This is a genomic window from Actinophytocola xinjiangensis (assembly GCF_001921215.1).
GTDB classification, from domain to species: Bacteria; Actinomycetota; Actinomycetes; order Mycobacteriales; family Pseudonocardiaceae; genus Actinophytocola; species Actinophytocola xinjiangensis.
The window spans coordinates 1-15,363 of sequence record NZ_MSIF01000041.1; the positions used below are offsets into that span (position 1 = coordinate 1).

Here is a 15,363-nt window from a genome sequence, read left to right on the forward strand (position 1 = left end):
ACGCTACCCGTCCCGCGCTACGATGACCACAACACCCACCCCAGCACCACAGACCCCCCGCTAAGTAAGCGGCATTGCCCCCGGAGAGGGTGGGGGATGCCGGTGTAGGCCGCGAGAGCGCGAAAAGGCGAGAAGTGTCAGGTGGTTGGGGACGGTTCCAGGAGTTCGGGGCGGGCCTCCGGGGCCGCTGAGCGGCGGGCGTCCGCCGACAGGTCGTCGGGCTCGGTCTGGGAATCGCGTTCCGCCTTCACCCGGGCGTCGTAGACCGAGATCTCCCGTTGGACGGTCTCCTCGTCCCAGCCCAGGACCGATCCCATCAGTTCGGCGACCTGTGCGGCGCAGTCGACGCCCCGGTGGGGGTACTCGATGGAGATCCGGGTCCGCCTGGCCAGGGTGTCCTCGATGTGCAGCGCCCCTTCGTGCGACGTCGCGTACACGACTTCGACCTGTAGGTAGTCCGGGGCCGCGGTCAGGGGGCGGAGCAGCTCCGGCCGGTCCTCGGCCAGTGCCAGCACCTCGTGGACCAGCGACCCGTACCGGTCGAGCAGGTGGCGCACCCGGTATGGGTGCAGGCCGTGCCGTGCCCCCAGCTGGTCGACCTGGTTCACCAACGCGTGATAGCCGTCGGCGCCCAGCAGCGGCACCTTGTCGGTGATCGACGGCTGCAGGCGGCCAGGCAGGTCGGCCGACGCCGCGTCGACGGCGTCGGCGGCCATCACCCGGTAGGTCGTGTACTTCCCGCCGGCGATGGCCACCAAGCCGGGCGCCACGCGCGCCACGGCGTGTTCGCGGGACAGTTTCGAGGTCTCCTCGCTCTCGCCGGCCAGCAGCGGGCGCAGACCGGCGTACACGCCTTCGATGTCGTCGTGGGTCAGTGGCGTTGCCAGGGCCTTGTTGACGTGCTCCAACAGGTAGTCGATGTCGTGTTTGGTGGCGGCGGGGTGTGCCAGGTCGAGGTTCCAGTCGGTGTCGGTGGTTCCCACGATCCAGTGATTTCGCCAGGGGATCACGAACAGGACGGATTTCTCCGTCCGCAGGATCAGGCCCGACTCGGACACGATCCGGTCCCGGGGCACCACGATGTGCACGCCCTTGGACGCCCGCACCCGGAACCGGCCCCGCGATCCGGACAGGCGTTGCAGCTCGTCGGTCCACACGCCGGTGCAGTTGATCACCGCGTTGGCCTGGATCTCCAACTCCTCGCCGTTCTCGACGTCGTGCACCCGGACACCGGACACCCGGTCAGCCTCTCGGGTGAATCCGACGACCTGGGTCGAGGTGCGGATGACGGCCCCGTAGTGCGCGGCCGTGCGGGCGACGGTCATCGTGTGCCGAGCGTCGTCGGATTGGGCGTCGTAGTACCGGATTCCACCGATGAGGGACGACCGTTTCAGAGCCGGCACCATGCGCATGGCACCAGCGCGTGACAGATGTTTCTGTCCTGGCACCGATCGGGCGCCACCCATCGTGTCGTAGAGGAACAAACCCGCTGCGGTGTAAGGGCGTTCCCACAGGCGGTGGGTCAGCGGGTACAGGAAGCTCACGGGTTTCACCAGGTGGGGCGCCAGCCGGGTGAGCATCAGCTCCCGCTCCCGCAGGGCCTCGCGCACCAGGCCGAACTCCAGCTGTTCCAGGTAGCGCAGGCCACCGTGGAACAGCTTGCTGGAGCGGCTGGACGTGCCGGACGCCAGGTCGCGGGCCTCGACCAGGGCCACCCGCAGCCCCCGCGTGGCCGCGTCCAGCGCGGTGCCGGCGCCGACCACACCGCCGCCGATCACCACCAGGTCGAACGTCTCCGAACCCAGCCGTCGCCAGGCCTCCGCCCGCTCCTCGGTGCCCAGCCGGCCACCGATGGTTTCCGAAGCGGAGTGCGTGTTCCGGTCGTTCACGGCCCCTCCTCGACACTGCTGGTCCGGACCTGATCCACGCTACCGGCCACACGTCCGACAGGCCCGTTTCGGGCGAAACCGATCTCTGGACAAGTTGACCTTGCTCCCGTAGCGTCCGAAACCGCTCAGGGTAGGCACCGGCGCCCAACCCTCTGGCCACGGCCGCCTACCACTTCATCGCGGAGGAGTGGGTCGTGGATCTGTCTTTCGGCGAAATCTTCATCTGGGAATTGTTGGGCACGGCGGCGCTGATTCTGCTGGGTGCCGGTGTGGTCGCGAACACGGTGTTGAAGAAATCACTCGGGTTCAACGGTGGCTGGTTGCTGGTCAACATCGGCTGGGGTTTCGCGGTGTTCGTCGGCGCGAGCATCTCTCACCCGACCGGGGCACACATCAACCCGGCGGTGACCATCGGTCTGCTCTCGGCCGGCAACTCCGACTTCGGTTGGGGGCTCGCACCGGCGTACTTCCTCGGCCAGATGATCGGCGCGATCCTCGGTGCCACGCTGGCCTGGGCGGCCTACAAACTCCAGTTCGACACGCACGACGACCCTGGCGGGACCCGGGGCATCTTCTGCACCGGGCCGACGGTGCCCAACTACGCCTGGAACCTGGTCACGGAAATCATCGCCACCTTCGTCCTGGTGTTCTGGATCCTGCTGAGCCCGGCCGCCGACGTCGACACCGACGGGGTGCCGAACTTCGGCAACTCCGCGCTGGGCTACGCGGCCGTCGCGTTCGTCGTGATCAGCATCGGTGCCTCCCTCGGTGGCCCGACCGGGTACGCCATCAACCCGGCCCGTGACCTCGGTCCCCGTATCGCGTACGCCCTGCTGCCCATCAAGGGCAAGGGCAGCCCGGAGTGGAACTACTCCTGGGTGCCGGTGGTCGGCCCGATCGTCGGCGCGATCCTGGCCGGGTTGCTGTACCAAGCTCTGCCGGTGTCCTGAACCAGAGAGGCATATCCATGACCAGTTACGTAGCCGCGATCGACCAGGGCACCACCTCGACCCGCTGCATGGTGTTCAGCCACGACGGGAAGGTCGTGTCGGTCGACCAGAAGGAACACGAGCAGATCTTCCCGCGTGCCGGCTGGGTCGAGCACGACGCCGAGGAGATCTGGCGCAACACCAGGGAGGTCACGGCCGGCGCACTGGCCAAGGGCGACCTGGACGACAAGGACATCGTCGCCATCGGCATCACCAACCAGCGGGAGACCTCGCTGGTGTGGGACCGCAGGACCGGCAAGCCGGTGTACAACGCGATCGTCTGGCAGGACACCAGAACCGACAGGATCTGCGCCGAACTCGAGGCGCTGGGCGGCGGGCAGGACCGGTACAAGGCCACGACCGGTCTGCCGCTGGCCACCTACTTCTCCGGGCCGAAGATCCGCTGGATCCTGGACAACGTCGACGGCGCGCGGGAACGCGCCGAGGCCGGCGACCTGCTGTTCGGCAACATGGACACCTGGCTGCTGTGGAACATGACCGGCGGCCCGGAAGGCGGCGTGCACGTCACCGACCCGACCAACGCCTCCCGCACGCTGCTGATGGACCTGTCCACGCTGTCCTGGGACGAGTCGATCGCCGCGGACATGAAGATCCCGCTGTCGATGCTGCCCGAGATCCGCTCCTCCTCCGAGGAGTACGGCAAGGTCCGCCAGCGCGGCGCGCTGGCCGGGGTGCCGATCGCCGGGATCCTGGGCGACCAGCAGGCGGCGACGTTCGGCCAGGCGTGCCTGTCGGTCGGCGAGGCGAAGAACACCTACGGCACCGGCAACTTCGTGCTGCTCAACACCGGCACCGAGCAGGTCGCCTCGCAGAACGGGCTGCTGACCACGGTCTGCTACAAGATCGGTGACAAGGCGCCGGTGTACGCGCTGGAGGGTTCGATCGCGGTCACCGGCTCGCTGGTGCAGTGGCTCCGCGACAACCTCGGCATGATCGCCACCGCGCCGGAGATCGAGACGCACGCGCGCAAGGTCGAGGACAACGGCGGCTGCTACTTCGTGCCGGCGTTCTCCGGGCTGTTCGCGCCCTACTGGCGGGCCGACGCGCGCGGTGCCATCGTCGGGCTGACCAGGTTCGTCAACAAGGGCCACCTGGCGCGGGCGGTGCTGGAGGCCACGGCGTTCCAGTCCCGCGAGGTCATCGACGCGATGAACGCCGACTCCGGGGTGCCGCTCAAGTCGCTGAAGGTCGACGGCGGCATGGTCGGCAACGAGCTGCTGATGCAGTTCCAGGCCGACATCCTCGGCGTGCCGGTGATCCGCCCGGTGGTCGCCGAGACGACCGCGCTCGGCGCCGCGTACGCGGCCGGGCTCGCCGTCGGGTTCTGGGCGGGCGAGGACGACATCCGCCGGAACTGGGCCAAGGACAAGGAGTGGGCGCCGTCGATGGACGACGCCGCGCGGGAGAAGACCTACGCCCAGTGGAAGAAGGCGGTCACCCGGACGTTCGACTGGGTTTCCGAGGACGACTGACCAACCGCACGTGGCTGCCGGTACTATTTCCCGGCAGCCACGTGCCCGGTCGGGGTTTTCCTGGGGAGGCTCCGACTTTGCGTATCGCCAGACCTGCCGCCGGCCAGCCGATGAACCGCCGGCAGTACCGCTCGTTCGCGCTGGCGTTGCTGCTCGTCGCGGTCGTGTTCACCGGCGGCTACGGGCTGATGATCGTCGACGAGAAGGCCAACGCGGTGCGGGCGCGGGCCACGGTCGTCGCGGTGGCCCAGGAGGAACCGCGCGACACCCTGATCGTGGACTACACCACCGAGGACGGCCGGGCGGTGACCGCCGACCTGGCCAAATACTCCGGTGAGCACGCCGTCGGCGCCACGCTCGACATCCGCTACCTGATCCGCGACCCGCAGAACGTGCGGCTGGCGGCCGACACCGTGGTCGAGCCGGCGCTGGTGCTGGCCGGCGGGCTGCTGCTGACCCTGGGCCTGGTGATGGCCCTGCACGCGTGGCTGTTCGCCGCCGACCCGGTGCGGATCCCCGTTCAGTCCAGGTCGTCGTGGCGCATGAGCCGGCGCCCGGCCTCGGTGATGGAGCCCGACAGCGACGGGTAGACCGAGAACGTGTGCGCCAGGTGCTCGACGGTGAGCTGGTTCTGCACGGCGAGCGCGATCGGCAGGATCAACTCGCTGGCCGTCGGCGCGACGACCACCCCGCCGATCACCACGCCGGTCGCCGGTCGGCAGAACAGCTTCACGAAACCCCGGTGCAGGCCCTCCATCTTGGCCCGCGCGTTGGTCGCCAGCGGCAGCATGATCGTGCGCGCCGGCACCTCGCCGGAGTCGATGGACTGCTGGCTGATCCCGACGGTGGCGATCTCCGGGTGGGTGAACACGTTGGCCGCCACGGTCTTGAGCTTGATCGGCGACACGCCCTCGCCCAGCGCGTGCCACATCGCGATCCGGCCCTGCATGGCCGCCACCGACGCCAGCATCAGCAGACCCGTGCAGTCGCCGGCCGCGTAGACGCCGGGGACGCTGGTGCGCGACACCCGGTCGACCGACACGAACCCGCCCTGCGCGGTCCGCAGGCCGACCTTCTCCAGGCCGAGGTCGGCGGTGTTGGGCACCGAGCCGACGGTCATCAGCGCGTGGCTGGCCTCGACGGTCTGCCCGCCGCGCAGGTGCACGACCACGCCCTTGGCGGTGCGTTCGACCCGCTCGGCCCGCGCGTGCTTGACGACCTCGGTGCCGCGCGCGGCGTAGACGTCCTCCAGGACCGCGGCCGCGTCGGCGTCCTCGTGGGGCAGCACCCGGTCGCGGCTGGAGATCAGCGTGACCCGCACCCCCATCTCGGTGTAGGCGGAGACGAACTCCGCGCCGGTGACCCCGGAACCCACCACGACCAGGTGTTCCGGCAGCTCGGGCAGGTCGTAGATCTGGCGCCAGTCGAGGATCCGTTCGCCGTCGGGCTCGGCGCCGGGCAGCACCCGGGGCGTCGCGCCGGTGGCGATGAGCACCACGTCGGCCTCCAGCGTCGAGGTGGTGCCGTCGAGGCCGTGGGCGAGGATCTGGTGGGCGGCCAGGCCGGTGCGCTCGTCGGCGAACCGGGCGACGCCGTTGATCACCCGCACGCCCTCGCGCTGGACCCGGTTGCGCACGTCGGCCGACTGGGCCAGCGCCAGGCCCCTGACCCGGCCGTGGACGACCGGCAGGTCGACCGCCGGCAGGTGGCTGTCGGTGCGGATGCCCAGCTCGTCGGCGTTGTGGAACGAGGAGCGGGCGCCGGCGGAGGCGATGAAGGTCTTGGACGGGACGCAGTCGTAGAGCACGCAGGCGCCGCCAAGACCGTCCCGTTCGACGATCGTGACGTCGGCCCCGTGCTGCGCGGCGACCAGCGCCGCCTCGTAACCCGCCGGGCCGCCACCCATGATCACGATCCGGGTCACTCGCTGCTCCCCTCCGCGTTCGGTCCGAACGTGCCCAACCGTACGCGGCGCCCAGGAAGACGAACACGCTGACGCCAGGTCGGCGCACATGATCCGAGGTATCGCTACGCTGTCGTCGTGCCGCTCTACGCCGCGTACGGGTCCAACATGGATCCCGCCCAGATGATGGAGCGAGCGCCGCACTCGCCGATGGCGGGTACCGGCTGGCTCGTCGGTTGGCGGCTGACCTTCGGCGGGGAGGACCTCGGCTGGGAAGGCGCGCTGGCCACGATCGTCGAGGACCCCGACCACCAGGTGTTCGTCGTGCTCTACGACGTCACCCAGGAGGACGAGGCCCGGCTGGACAGCTGGGAGGGCTCCGAGCTGGGCCTGCACTCGAAGATCCGCCTGCGGGTGCAGACCCTGGAGGGTTCGGTCCTGTCCTGGCTGTACGTGCTGGACGCCTACGAGGGCGGACTGCCGTCCGCGCGTTACCTCGGGGTGGTGTCCGACGCCGCCGAGGCCGCCGGGGCGCCCGCCGACTACGTCTCCGACCTGCGAATCCGCCCCTGTCGCGGCATCGGCCCGTAGGGCCTGGCCGATGAGCCGCCACGGCGCCAAACAGCTTCCCCGCACGGGGCACGGCGACTCGCTGTGCTCTCACCTGACCGCCGGCAGCTGCACCTGGTGGTGCTCCTACGGGCGGTTCGTGAAGGTGTCGGTGGGGCTGTTCGCGGTGATCGGCGCCTTCGGCGGGCTGAGCGTGTTCCTCGACGAGGCCGGCGGGTACCGGCGGCTGGTGCACGCCGGTATCGCCCTGGGCCTGTACGCGCTGATCATGGCCCTGATGGTCGCCGTCGCCAACCGGCGCGACGGCGGCGACCACTACTGATTCCTAGGTGGCCAGGGCCGCCAGCGCGGTGTGCGTGAGCACCCGGATGCCGACCGGCAGCGCCCGCTCGTCCAGCTGGAACGTCGGCTGGTGCAGGTCGGCCGCCGGGTCGTCGCCCGGCGCGACGCCCAGGCGGGCGAACGAGCCGGAGATCTGCTCCAGGTACCAGCCGAAGTCCTCGCCGCCGGAGGACTGCTTGGTGGTGGTCAGCGCGTGCTCGCCGAGCGCGGCCTCGACCCCGGCGCACAGCACGGCGGTCGACTCCTCGTCGTTGACCACCGGCGGCACGCCCCGGCGGTGTTCGAGTTCGAAACCGACGCCGGTCGGCGCGAGCAGCGACTGGATCAGGCCGGCGACCAGCGGTTGCAGGTCGGCCCACACCTCGTGGTCGGCGGTGCGCAGGGTGCCGCGCAGCACGCCGTCCTGCGGGACGGCGTTGGGTGCCTCGCCGGCGTGCACCGCGCCCCAGACCAGCACGGTGCCCGAGCGCGGGTCGATGCGCCGGGACAGCAGGGCCGGCAGGCCGGTGATGACCGTGCCCAGCGCGTGCACCAGGTCGGCGGTCAGGTGCGGGCGGGAGGTGTGCCCGCCGGGGGAGGTCAGGCGCAGTTCGAGCAGGTCGGTGGCCGAGGTGATGGCGCCGACGCGGGAGCCGACCCGGCCGACCCGCAGCCGGGGGTCGCAGTGCAGGCCGAAGATCGATTCGACGCCGTCGAGGCCACCGGCGGCGATCACGTCCAGCGCGCCGCCGGGCATGACCTCCTCGGCGGGCTGGAACACCAGCCGCACCCGGCCGGGCAGTTCGGGCGCGGAGGCCAGCGCGAGGCCGGCGCCCAGGACCATCGAGGTGTGCGCGTCGTGGCCGCAGGCGTGCGCCGCGCCGGGGACGGTGGAGGAGAACGGCAGGCCGGTCAGTTCGGTCAGCGGCAGGGCGTCCATGTCCGCGCGCAGCGCCACACAGCGGTCACCGGTGCCGATGTCGCAGGTCAGGCCGGTGCCGCTGTCGAAGATCTTCGGGCGGAGGCCGGCGTTGGAGAGCAGGCGGGCCACCATCTCGGTGGTCGCGAACTCGCGCCGGGACAACTCCGGGTTGGCGTGGATGTGGCGGTACCAGGCGAGGACGTCCAGGCCGTTGCGCATGAGCCAGTCGTCGAGCCAACCAGGCCCGCGTCCCACGCCGATGTCGTACACCGTGGGCATACTGACACCCTCGTCGGTTATCAGCACGCCGGTCCCCGCTGCCATACCCGCTGTCACTGCTTCCGCTGCCACGTCGTCCCGGTCCCCTGGCATGCCGGACCGCGAATCGAGCACTGTCACCTCGCCCATCCTGCACCATGGCTGGTTGAGGATTGGACGAAGAACGCTGGGTAACCGATTTTCGGTATACACAGTGCGGCGAACGGTGAACGTTCTTCAGCCAGGCTAAACGATCACAATCGGCCAACGACGGCTCAGCCGGCCTTGGCCTTCTTCCTGCGGACGCTCCGTCCCCACACGACGATCCCGAGCAGCACCGCCGAGGCGATACCCATCACGAGCTTGCGTCGCTGGTCGACCTTGTCGGCCTCGGTCTCGGCCGGGGTGAGCTCCGGTCCGTCCGGCGTGGTGGTGCCGGGCTGGGAGGTCTCGGTCGGCGCCGGTTGGGCGGCGACCGCGTGCGACTGGTCCGCGCGGGTCTCGGCACCGGCGGATACCCCGGCGACACCGGCTGGGAGAGCCAGCAGCAGCGCGGTGAGAGCCACGATGACGAGCCGTGCGGCGTTACGCATACCCCCCAGCCTAGTCAGCGCGCGGTGAGTCGGCGAACACTTCGAGTATCCGCCGGGCGCCCAGCGTCGGCGTCAACGCGCCCTCGGCGACGGCTTTCTCCAGCTCCGGGGCCAGATCACGCACCGAGCGGTTCTCGCGCAACCGGGTGAGCAGGGTGTCCTGGACCATGGTCCACATCCAGTCGACCTGCTGGCGGCGGCGCCGGGTGGCCAGCGCGCCGGACTCGGTCAGCGTCCGGTGGTGGCGTCGCACCTGCTCCCACACGGTGTCCAGGCCGCTGCCGGTCTGCCCGGAGCAGGTCAGCACGGGCGGGGTCCAGGCGGCGCCGGCGGTGCGCAGCAGCCGCAGCGCGCCGGACAGTTCGCGGGCGGCCTTGCGGGCGGGGATCTCGTACTCGCCGTCGGCCTTGTTCACCGCGATCACGTCCGCCAGCTCCAGCACACCCTTCTTGATGCCCTGCAGCTGGTCGCCGGTGCGGGCCAGGGTCAGCAGCAGGAAGCAGTCGACCATGTTGGCCACCGAGATCTCCGACTGGCCGACGCCGACGGTCTCCACCAGCACCACGTCGTAGCCGGCGGCCTCCATCAGCACGATCGTCTCGCGGGTGGCCCTGGCGACCCCGCCGAGCGTGCCGGAGGTCGGCGACGGGCGGATGAACGCCGCCGGGTCGACCGACAGCCGCGCCATCCTGGTCTTGTCGCCCAGGATCGAGCCGCCGGTACGGGTCGAGGACGGGTCGACGGCCAGCACCGCCACCCGGTGGCGGGCCTCGGTGAGCATCGTGCCGAGCGCGTCGACGAACGTCGACTTGCCGACCCCCGGCACGCCGGTGACGCCGACCCGGTGCGCTCCCCCGGCGTGCGGCAGCAGCTCGACGAGCATCCGCTGGGCGAGGTCGCGGTGGTCGGGCCGGCGCGACTCGACGAGCGTGATCGCCCGCGACAGCACGGCCCGGTCGCCGTCGAGGACCCCCGCGACGTAGTCGGACAGGTCGAGCGTCCGCGCCACTACGCGGGGTGTCCGTGCTGGCCGGCGAGCGTGCGCACCAGCTCGGTCGCGGCGGTGGCGATGACCGTGCCCGGCCCGAAGATCGCCGACGCGCCGGCCGCGCGCAGCTCCTCGTGGTCCTGCGGCGGGATGACGCCGCCGACGACGATGACGATGTCGTCGCGGCCCAGCGCCGCGAGTTCCTCGCGCAGCGCCGGCACCAGCGTCAGGTGCCCGGCGGCCAGCGAGTTGACGCCCACGACGTGCACGTCGGCCTCGACGGCCTGGCGGGCGACCTCGGCCGGGGTCTGGAACAGCGGGCCCACGTCGACGTCGAAACCGAGGTCGGCGAACGCGGTGGCGATCACCTTCTGGCCCCGGTCGTGCCCGTCCTGGCCCATCTTGGCGACCAGGATGCGCGGGCGGCGCCCCTCGGCCTCGGCGAAGGCGTCGACGACCGCCCGCGCCTGGTCGACGTCCGACGAACCGCCGACCTCCTCGGAGTACACGCCGGAGATCGTACGGATCTGGGCGGAGTGGCGGCCCCACACCGTGCCCAGCGCGTCGGAGATCTCGCCGACGGTGGCCTTGGCGCGGGCGGCGTCGATGGCCAGCGCCAGCAGGTTCCCGGTGCCGTTGGCGGCGTGCGAGAGCGCGCGCAGGGCGGTGTCCACGGCGTCGGGGTCGCGTTCGGCGCGCAGCCGGCGCAGTTTGTCCAGCTGCTGGGCGCGGACCCCGGCGTTGTCGACCTTGAGCACGTCGATCCGCTCGTCGGCGTCGCCGTCGCCGAGGCGGTACTTGTTGACCCCGACGACCGGCTGGCGGCCGGAGTCGATCCGCGCCTGGGTGCGGGCGGCGGCCTCCTCGATGCGCAGCTTCGGGATGCCGGCGTCGATCGCGCGGGCCATGCCGCCGGCCGACTCGACCTCGGCGATGTGCCCCCACGCCTTGCGGGCCAGCTCGTAGGTCAGCCGTTCGACGAACGCGCTGCCGCCCCACGGGTCGATGACCCGGGTGGTGTTGGACTCCTGCTGGAGCAGCAGCTGGGTGTTGCGGGCGATCCGCGCGGAGAAGTCGGTGGGCAGCGCCAGCGCCTCGTCCAGGGCGTTGGTGTGCAGCGACTGGGTGTGGCCCTGGGTGGCGGCCATCGCCTCCACGCAGGTGCGCACGACGTTGTTGTAGACGTCCTGGGCGGTCAGCGACCAGCCGGAGGTCTGGCAGTGGGTGCGCAGCGACAGCGACTTGTCGGACTTCGGCTCGAACTGTTTCACGAGCTTGGCCCACAGCAGCCGCGCGGCCCGCAGCTTGGCGACCTCCATGAAGAAGTTCATGCCGATGGCCCAGAAGAACGACAGTCTCGGCGCGAACGAGTCGACCGGCAGGCCGGCGTCGACCCCGGCGCGCAGGTACTCGACGCCGTCGGCCAGCGTGTAGGCCAGCTCCAGGTCGGCGGTCGCCCCGGCCTCCTGCATGTGGTAGCCGGAGATGGAGATCGAGTTGAACTTCGGCATGTGCGCCGAGGTGTGCGCGAAGATGTCGGAGATGATCCGCATCGACGGCTGCGGCGGGTAGATGTAGGTGTTGCGGACCATGAACTCCTTGAGGATGTCGTTCTGGATGGTCCCGGCGAGCTGGCCCTGCGACACCCCCTGTTCCTCGGCGGCCACCACGTAGAGCGCGAGGATCGGCAGCACGGCGCCGTTCATGGTCATCGACACCGACATCCTGTCCAGCGGGATGCCGTCGAAGAGCTGGCGCATGTCGTAGATGGAGTCGATGGCCACGCCGGCCATGCCGACGTCGCCGGCCACGCGCGGGTGGTCGGAGTCGTAGCCTCGGTGGGTGGCCAGGTCGAAGGCGACCGACAGGCCCTTCTGGCCGGCGGCGATGTTGCGGCGGTAGAAGGCGTTGGACTCCTCGGCGGTGGAGAACCCGGCGTACTGGCGGATGGTCCACGGCTGGTTGACGTACATCGTCGGGTACGGCCCGCGCAGGTACGGGACGACACCCGGGTAGGTGTGCAGGAAGTCCAGGTCGGTGAGGTCCTCGGCGGTGTAGAGCGGTTTGACGCCGATGCCCTCGGGGGTCTCCCACATGAGCGCGTCGGGGGCCTTGCCGGTCGCCTCCTGCACGGCGGCCTGCCAGGCCCCGGCGCTGCCGGGGTCCGGCTCGCCGAGGGCGAGGTCGGAGAAGTCGGGGATGGTCACCGGTGTGCCTCCTCGAACGGCTCGGCGTAGCGGATCCGGGGCAGCCCACCGCCCGGCTGGGGCGGGGCGGGCGGGCGCTCCAGGGGTTTCTCGTGCTCGTTCGGGAAGGCGGTGACGCCGGTGATGGCCTCGGCGCCCTCGGCCAGGCGGGCGGTGCGCGCGTCGCGGGTGGCGGTGATCCGCTCGTCGACCAGCCCGCTGTCCAGGGCGGCGACGATGCCCCCGGCCCGTTCGACGCCGGTGAACACGGCCCAGGCGGCGTGCGCGAGGTCGTCGGTGTGCCGCTCCAGGTACCAGGACCCGCCGGCCGGGTCGAGCACTCCGGCGACCTTGGACTCCTCGACGAGGATCGACTGGGTGTTGCGCGCGATGCGCCGGGCGAAGCCGTCCGGCAGGCCGATGGCGGCGTCGAAGGGCTGCACGGTGACCGCGTCGGCTCCGCCGACCCCGGCGGCGAAGCAGGCGACGGTGGTGCGCAGCATGTTCACCCAGGGGTCGCGGCGGGTCATCATCGTGGAGGAGGTGACCGCGTGCTGCGGGGCGCTTCGGGTGGCGGCGCCGCAGACCTCGGTGACCCTGGCCCACAGCCGGCGCGCGGCCCGGAACTTGGCGATCGTGGCGAACTGGTCGACGGTGGCGGCCAGGCGGAACTCCAGCAGCCCGGCGGCGGTGTCGACGTCGAGGCCGGCGTCGGTCAGGGCGCGCAGGTAGGCGACGCCGGTGGCGACGGCGTAGCCGAGTTCCTGCCCGTCGGAGGCGCCGGCGTCGTGGTAGGGCAGGCCGTCGGCGACCAGGGCCCGCAGCCGGGGGTGGCGCCGGGCGGTGTCGCGGGCCAGGGCGACGGCGCCGTCGAGGTCGGTGGCGGTGCCGGTGCGGGCGCGCAGCCCGATCGGGTCGGCGCCGAGGTTGCCCCGGATCTCGCTGGCCTGGACGCCCTTGTCGGCGTGCGCGGCCAGCAGGGCGGTGGCGGCGGCGGCGGTCTGGTCGCCGGCGTCGAGGGTGACCGGCGCGAGGTCGAGGTAGACGTCGGCGAGGACGTCGCCGATGGCGTCCACCGGCAGTCCGGCGGTGCCGGCGACCAGCCAGACGGAGGTGGCGCCGTTCTCGAGGTCGGCGAGGATGGCCTGGCGGGTGCGGGCCGGGTCGGGGTCGGCGTGGCGTTGGCGGACGTCCCAGCCGCCCAGGACGCGCCCGTCGGGGGTGCCGCCCCGCACGAACGGCGGCAGCCCGGGGAAGCCGGCCGGTGACGCGGTGTCCTCGGCCGTGTACAGGGGTTTGAGGTCGAACCCGTCGTAGGTCGCGCTGGCGAGCACGGCTTCCACGTCATCGGTCTCGATGCCCGATTTGCGTAGTACACCGCCGACCAGCGCCCGCCACTGGTCGGCGGTGGCCGCCGGGAATTCCGAGGCCAGTTCCAGCCGATCCGCCGAGGTCATATCGGCCAATGCTACGGAGTTCACGGGTTCGCGCCGGTTGCCTGTGGCGAATGCCGCACAATGGTCGCCGTGTCCGTGGAACGCGCCGATCGCCTCGTCGCCGGGCGCTACCGCCTGCGACGCAAGCTCGGCCAGGGCTCCATGGGCATCGTCTGGGAGGCCTACGACGAGTTCCTGCGCCGCCGGGTGGCGGTCAAGGAGGTGCTGCGCCCGCCGGGCCTGCCCGACCAGGAGGCCGACGAGCTGCGCGAACGCACCCTGCGCGAGGCGCGGGCGATCGCCGCGTTGTCCCACCCGAACGTGATCACCCTGCACGACGTGGCCCGTGAGGGCGGCGAGCCGTTCGTGGTGACCGAGTACGTCCGCGCGCACAGCCTGGCCGAGTTGTTGCGCGCCCTTGGCCCGCTGGAGACGTCGAAGGTCGCCGCCATCGGCGACGCGATCGCCGCCGGCCTGGGTGCCGCCCACCAGGTGGGCATCACCCACCGCGACGTGAAGCCCGGCAACGTCCTGGTCTGCGACGACGGCCAGGTGAAGCTGACCGACTTCGGTATCGCCAGGAACGTGTCGGAGAAGACGATCACCAGAACCGGTGTGATGCTCGGTTCCCCCTGCTACATCGCCCCCGAGGTGGCGGCGGGTGACGCGGTCACGCCGGCCGCCGACCTCTGGGGCCTTGGCACGACGCTGTTCGCCGCCGTCGAGGGCGAGCCCCCGTACAACACCGGCGGCGGCGTACTGGAGATCATCAACGAGGTCGTCCACGGCGAGATCCCCCGCCCCACCCACGCCGACGGTCCCCTGGTGGAGATCATCGCCGCGCTGATGGTGAAGGAGCCGGGCGAACGCATCACCCTGGCCGAGCTCCGCAACCGCCTGCACCCGCTGCTGCCGCCCCCGTCGACGCCGCTCCTGTCGGCGCAGGACCTGCACAGGCTCGACGGCTCGACCGGCGACGAGGCCCCCACCAAGGTCACCCCGCCGCTGGTGGCGCCGCCCACGCCGCCGGTGCCCGAGCCGGCGGCACCGGCACTGGCCCCCGCGCCGGGCCCGCTCCCGTTCAGCCCGCAGGCGGTCACGCCCCGACGCCACCGGGGCCCGGCGGCGTCGGTGGCCCTCACCCTCGTGGCGGTGCTGCTGTTCGCCGGTGCGGCCAGCGGCGGCTTCGCCCTGGCCAGGGTGGCCGGCGGCGAACCTCTTCTGCCCCCGTCCCGGACGTCGGCGCCTCCCACGACCCCCCAGCCCGAACCGCCACCCGACGAACTGGTCGAACACCGGGGCGACGCCGCCACGGTCGTGGGCGCCCAGGGCGGAAGCTATCTGGTGAAGATCCCCGTCGACTGGATCCGGTTCGTCGAGGAACGTCGGGTGGGGGACCTGGCCAGTACCCGCGTGTACTTCGTGTCCCCCGACGGCACCAGAACGTTCACCGTCGAACGCTTCGCGGACTTCTACGCGAGCGACACCATCAAGGACTACCTGTCGGACCTGGGCGATCTGCCCAACGTCGTGCCCAACTCCATCGCCACCGCCGAGGTGAAGAACCTCGTGCCCAACGCCACCGAACAGGCACTCCAACTCGTCTACCGCACCACCGACCACGCCAGCGTCCTGGCCCCCGGCGACCCGCGCGCCCGCAACCAGAACCGCGTCACGTTCGCCAACGCCTACCCCGTGGCCAACGACCTGTGGGTGGTGGGTGTCACCGTCCCGGTCGACCAGGAGGACACCGGCCGCCGGGAACTGTTCGACCGCCTCATCGCCACTTTCAAAGTCACCGGCTGAGGCGGGCGA

General features: G+C 71.3%; 13 protein-coding genes. 6 read left to right on the plus strand and 7 right to left on the minus strand.

Features of this window, described 5'->3' with window-relative positions; all coding sequences use genetic code 11:
- Positions 1-137: 137 nt before the first annotated feature.
- Positions 138-1,853 (minus strand): glycerol-3-phosphate dehydrogenase, encoded by a 1,716-nt coding sequence (gene glpD / locus BLA60_RS39935; protein ID WP_075138346.1) that lies wholly within the window; start codon positions 1,851-1,853, stop codon positions 138-140.
- Positions 1,854-2,089: 236 nt separating this feature from the next.
- On the opposite strand from glpD, the gene BLA60_RS39940 reads away from it, so the two are divergent.
- From BLA60_RS39940 to BLA60_RS39950, 3 genes are all read left to right on the plus strand, one after another.
- Positions 2,090-2,839, plus strand: a complete 750-nt coding sequence (locus tag BLA60_RS39940) for an MIP/aquaporin family protein (RefSeq protein WP_075138347.1) — start codon at positions 2,090-2,092, stop codon at positions 2,837-2,839.
- A 17-nt stretch (positions 2,840-2,856) separates the two neighbouring features.
- Positions 2,857-4,371 (plus strand): glycerol kinase GlpK, encoded by a 1,515-nt coding sequence (gene glpK, locus BLA60_RS39945; RefSeq protein WP_075138305.1) that lies wholly within the window; start codon positions 2,857-2,859, stop codon positions 4,369-4,371.
- Between the two features lie 77 nt (positions 4,372-4,448).
- Positions 4,449-4,961, plus strand: coding sequence for a DUF3592 domain-containing protein (locus BLA60_RS39950; RefSeq protein WP_154814945.1), 513 nt, complete (start codon positions 4,449-4,451; stop codon positions 4,959-4,961).
- Here the strand turns inward: BLA60_RS39950 and BLA60_RS39955 are convergent.
- Complete coding sequence (locus BLA60_RS39955) at positions 4,892-6,295, minus strand: NAD(P)H-quinone dehydrogenase (protein ID WP_075138307.1); 1,404 nt, start codon at positions 6,293-6,295, stop codon at positions 4,892-4,894. The genes BLA60_RS39950 and BLA60_RS39955 overlap by 70 nt on opposite strands.
- Before the next feature lie 117 nt (positions 6,296-6,412).
- Between BLA60_RS39955 and BLA60_RS39960 the strand changes: the two genes are divergently transcribed.
- On the plus strand, positions 6,413-6,865 hold the full coding sequence (locus BLA60_RS39960) for a gamma-glutamylcyclotransferase (protein WP_075138308.1): 453 nt from the start codon (positions 6,413-6,415) through the stop codon (positions 6,863-6,865).
- 10 nt (positions 6,866-6,875) lie between these two features.
- Positions 6,876-7,166 (plus strand): hypothetical protein, encoded by a 291-nt coding sequence (locus BLA60_RS39965; protein ID WP_075138309.1) that lies wholly within the window; start codon positions 6,876-6,878, stop codon positions 7,164-7,166.
- Positions 7,167-7,169: 3 nt separating this feature from the next.
- Here the strand turns inward: BLA60_RS39965 and BLA60_RS39970 are convergent, their stop codons facing one another.
- The 5 genes from BLA60_RS39970 to BLA60_RS39990 form a co-directional block, all read right to left on the minus strand.
- A complete protein-coding gene (locus BLA60_RS39970) occupies positions 7,170-8,486 on the minus strand; it encodes an amidohydrolase (protein WP_075138348.1) in 1,317 nt (438 codons plus the stop codon).
- A gap of 134 nt (positions 8,487-8,620) precedes the next feature.
- On the minus strand, positions 8,621-8,938 hold the full coding sequence (locus BLA60_RS39975; protein ID WP_075138310.1) for a hypothetical protein: 318 nt from the start codon (positions 8,936-8,938) through the stop codon (positions 8,621-8,623).
- Positions 8,939-8,948: 10 nt separating this feature from the next.
- Entirely contained in the window at positions 8,949-9,947 is a 999-nt protein-coding gene (gene meaB / locus BLA60_RS39980) for a methylmalonyl Co-A mutase-associated GTPase MeaB (protein WP_075138311.1), read from the minus strand.
- A complete protein-coding gene (gene scpA, locus BLA60_RS39985) occupies positions 9,947-12,133 on the minus strand; it encodes a methylmalonyl-CoA mutase (RefSeq protein ID WP_075138312.1) in 2,187 nt (728 codons plus the stop codon). The genes meaB and scpA overlap by 1 nt, the downstream gene beginning before the upstream one ends.
- The gene (locus BLA60_RS39990) at positions 12,130-13,569 is read right to left on the minus strand and encodes a methylmalonyl-CoA mutase subunit beta (protein ID WP_075138313.1); all 1,440 of its coding nucleotides are present in this window, start codon (positions 13,567-13,569) and stop codon (positions 12,130-12,132) included. Before BLA60_RS39990 ends, scpA begins: the two co-directional genes overlap by 4 nt.
- A gap of 60 nt (positions 13,570-13,629) precedes the next feature.
- Here BLA60_RS39990 and BLA60_RS39995 point away from each other — a divergent pair, with 60 nt between their 5' ends.
- Positions 13,630-15,354, plus strand: coding sequence for a serine/threonine-protein kinase (locus BLA60_RS39995; protein WP_075138314.1), 1,725 nt, complete (start codon positions 13,630-13,632; stop codon positions 15,352-15,354).
- Positions 15,355-15,363: the final 9 nt, after the last annotated feature.

Excerpts from the sequence above, each read along its gene's own strand:
- BLA60_RS39995 (WP_075138314.1), top strand. The coding sequence starts at position 13,630 with ATGGTCGCCGTGTCCGTGGAACGCGCCGATCGCCTCGTCGCCGGGCGC.
- BLA60_RS39975 (WP_075138310.1), bottom strand. The coding sequence starts at position 8,938 with ATGCGTAACGCCGCACGGCTCGTCATCGTGGCTCTCACCGCGCTGCTG.
- BLA60_RS39990 (WP_075138313.1), bottom strand. The coding sequence starts at position 13,569 with ATGACCTCGGCGGATCGGCTGGAACTGGCCTCGGAATTCCCGGCGGCC.
- glpK (WP_075138305.1), top strand. The coding sequence starts at position 2,857 with ATGACCAGTTACGTAGCCGCGATCGACCAGGGCACCACCTCGACCCGC.
- BLA60_RS39965 (WP_075138309.1), top strand. The coding sequence starts at position 6,876 with ATGAGCCGCCACGGCGCCAAACAGCTTCCCCGCACGGGGCACGGCGAC.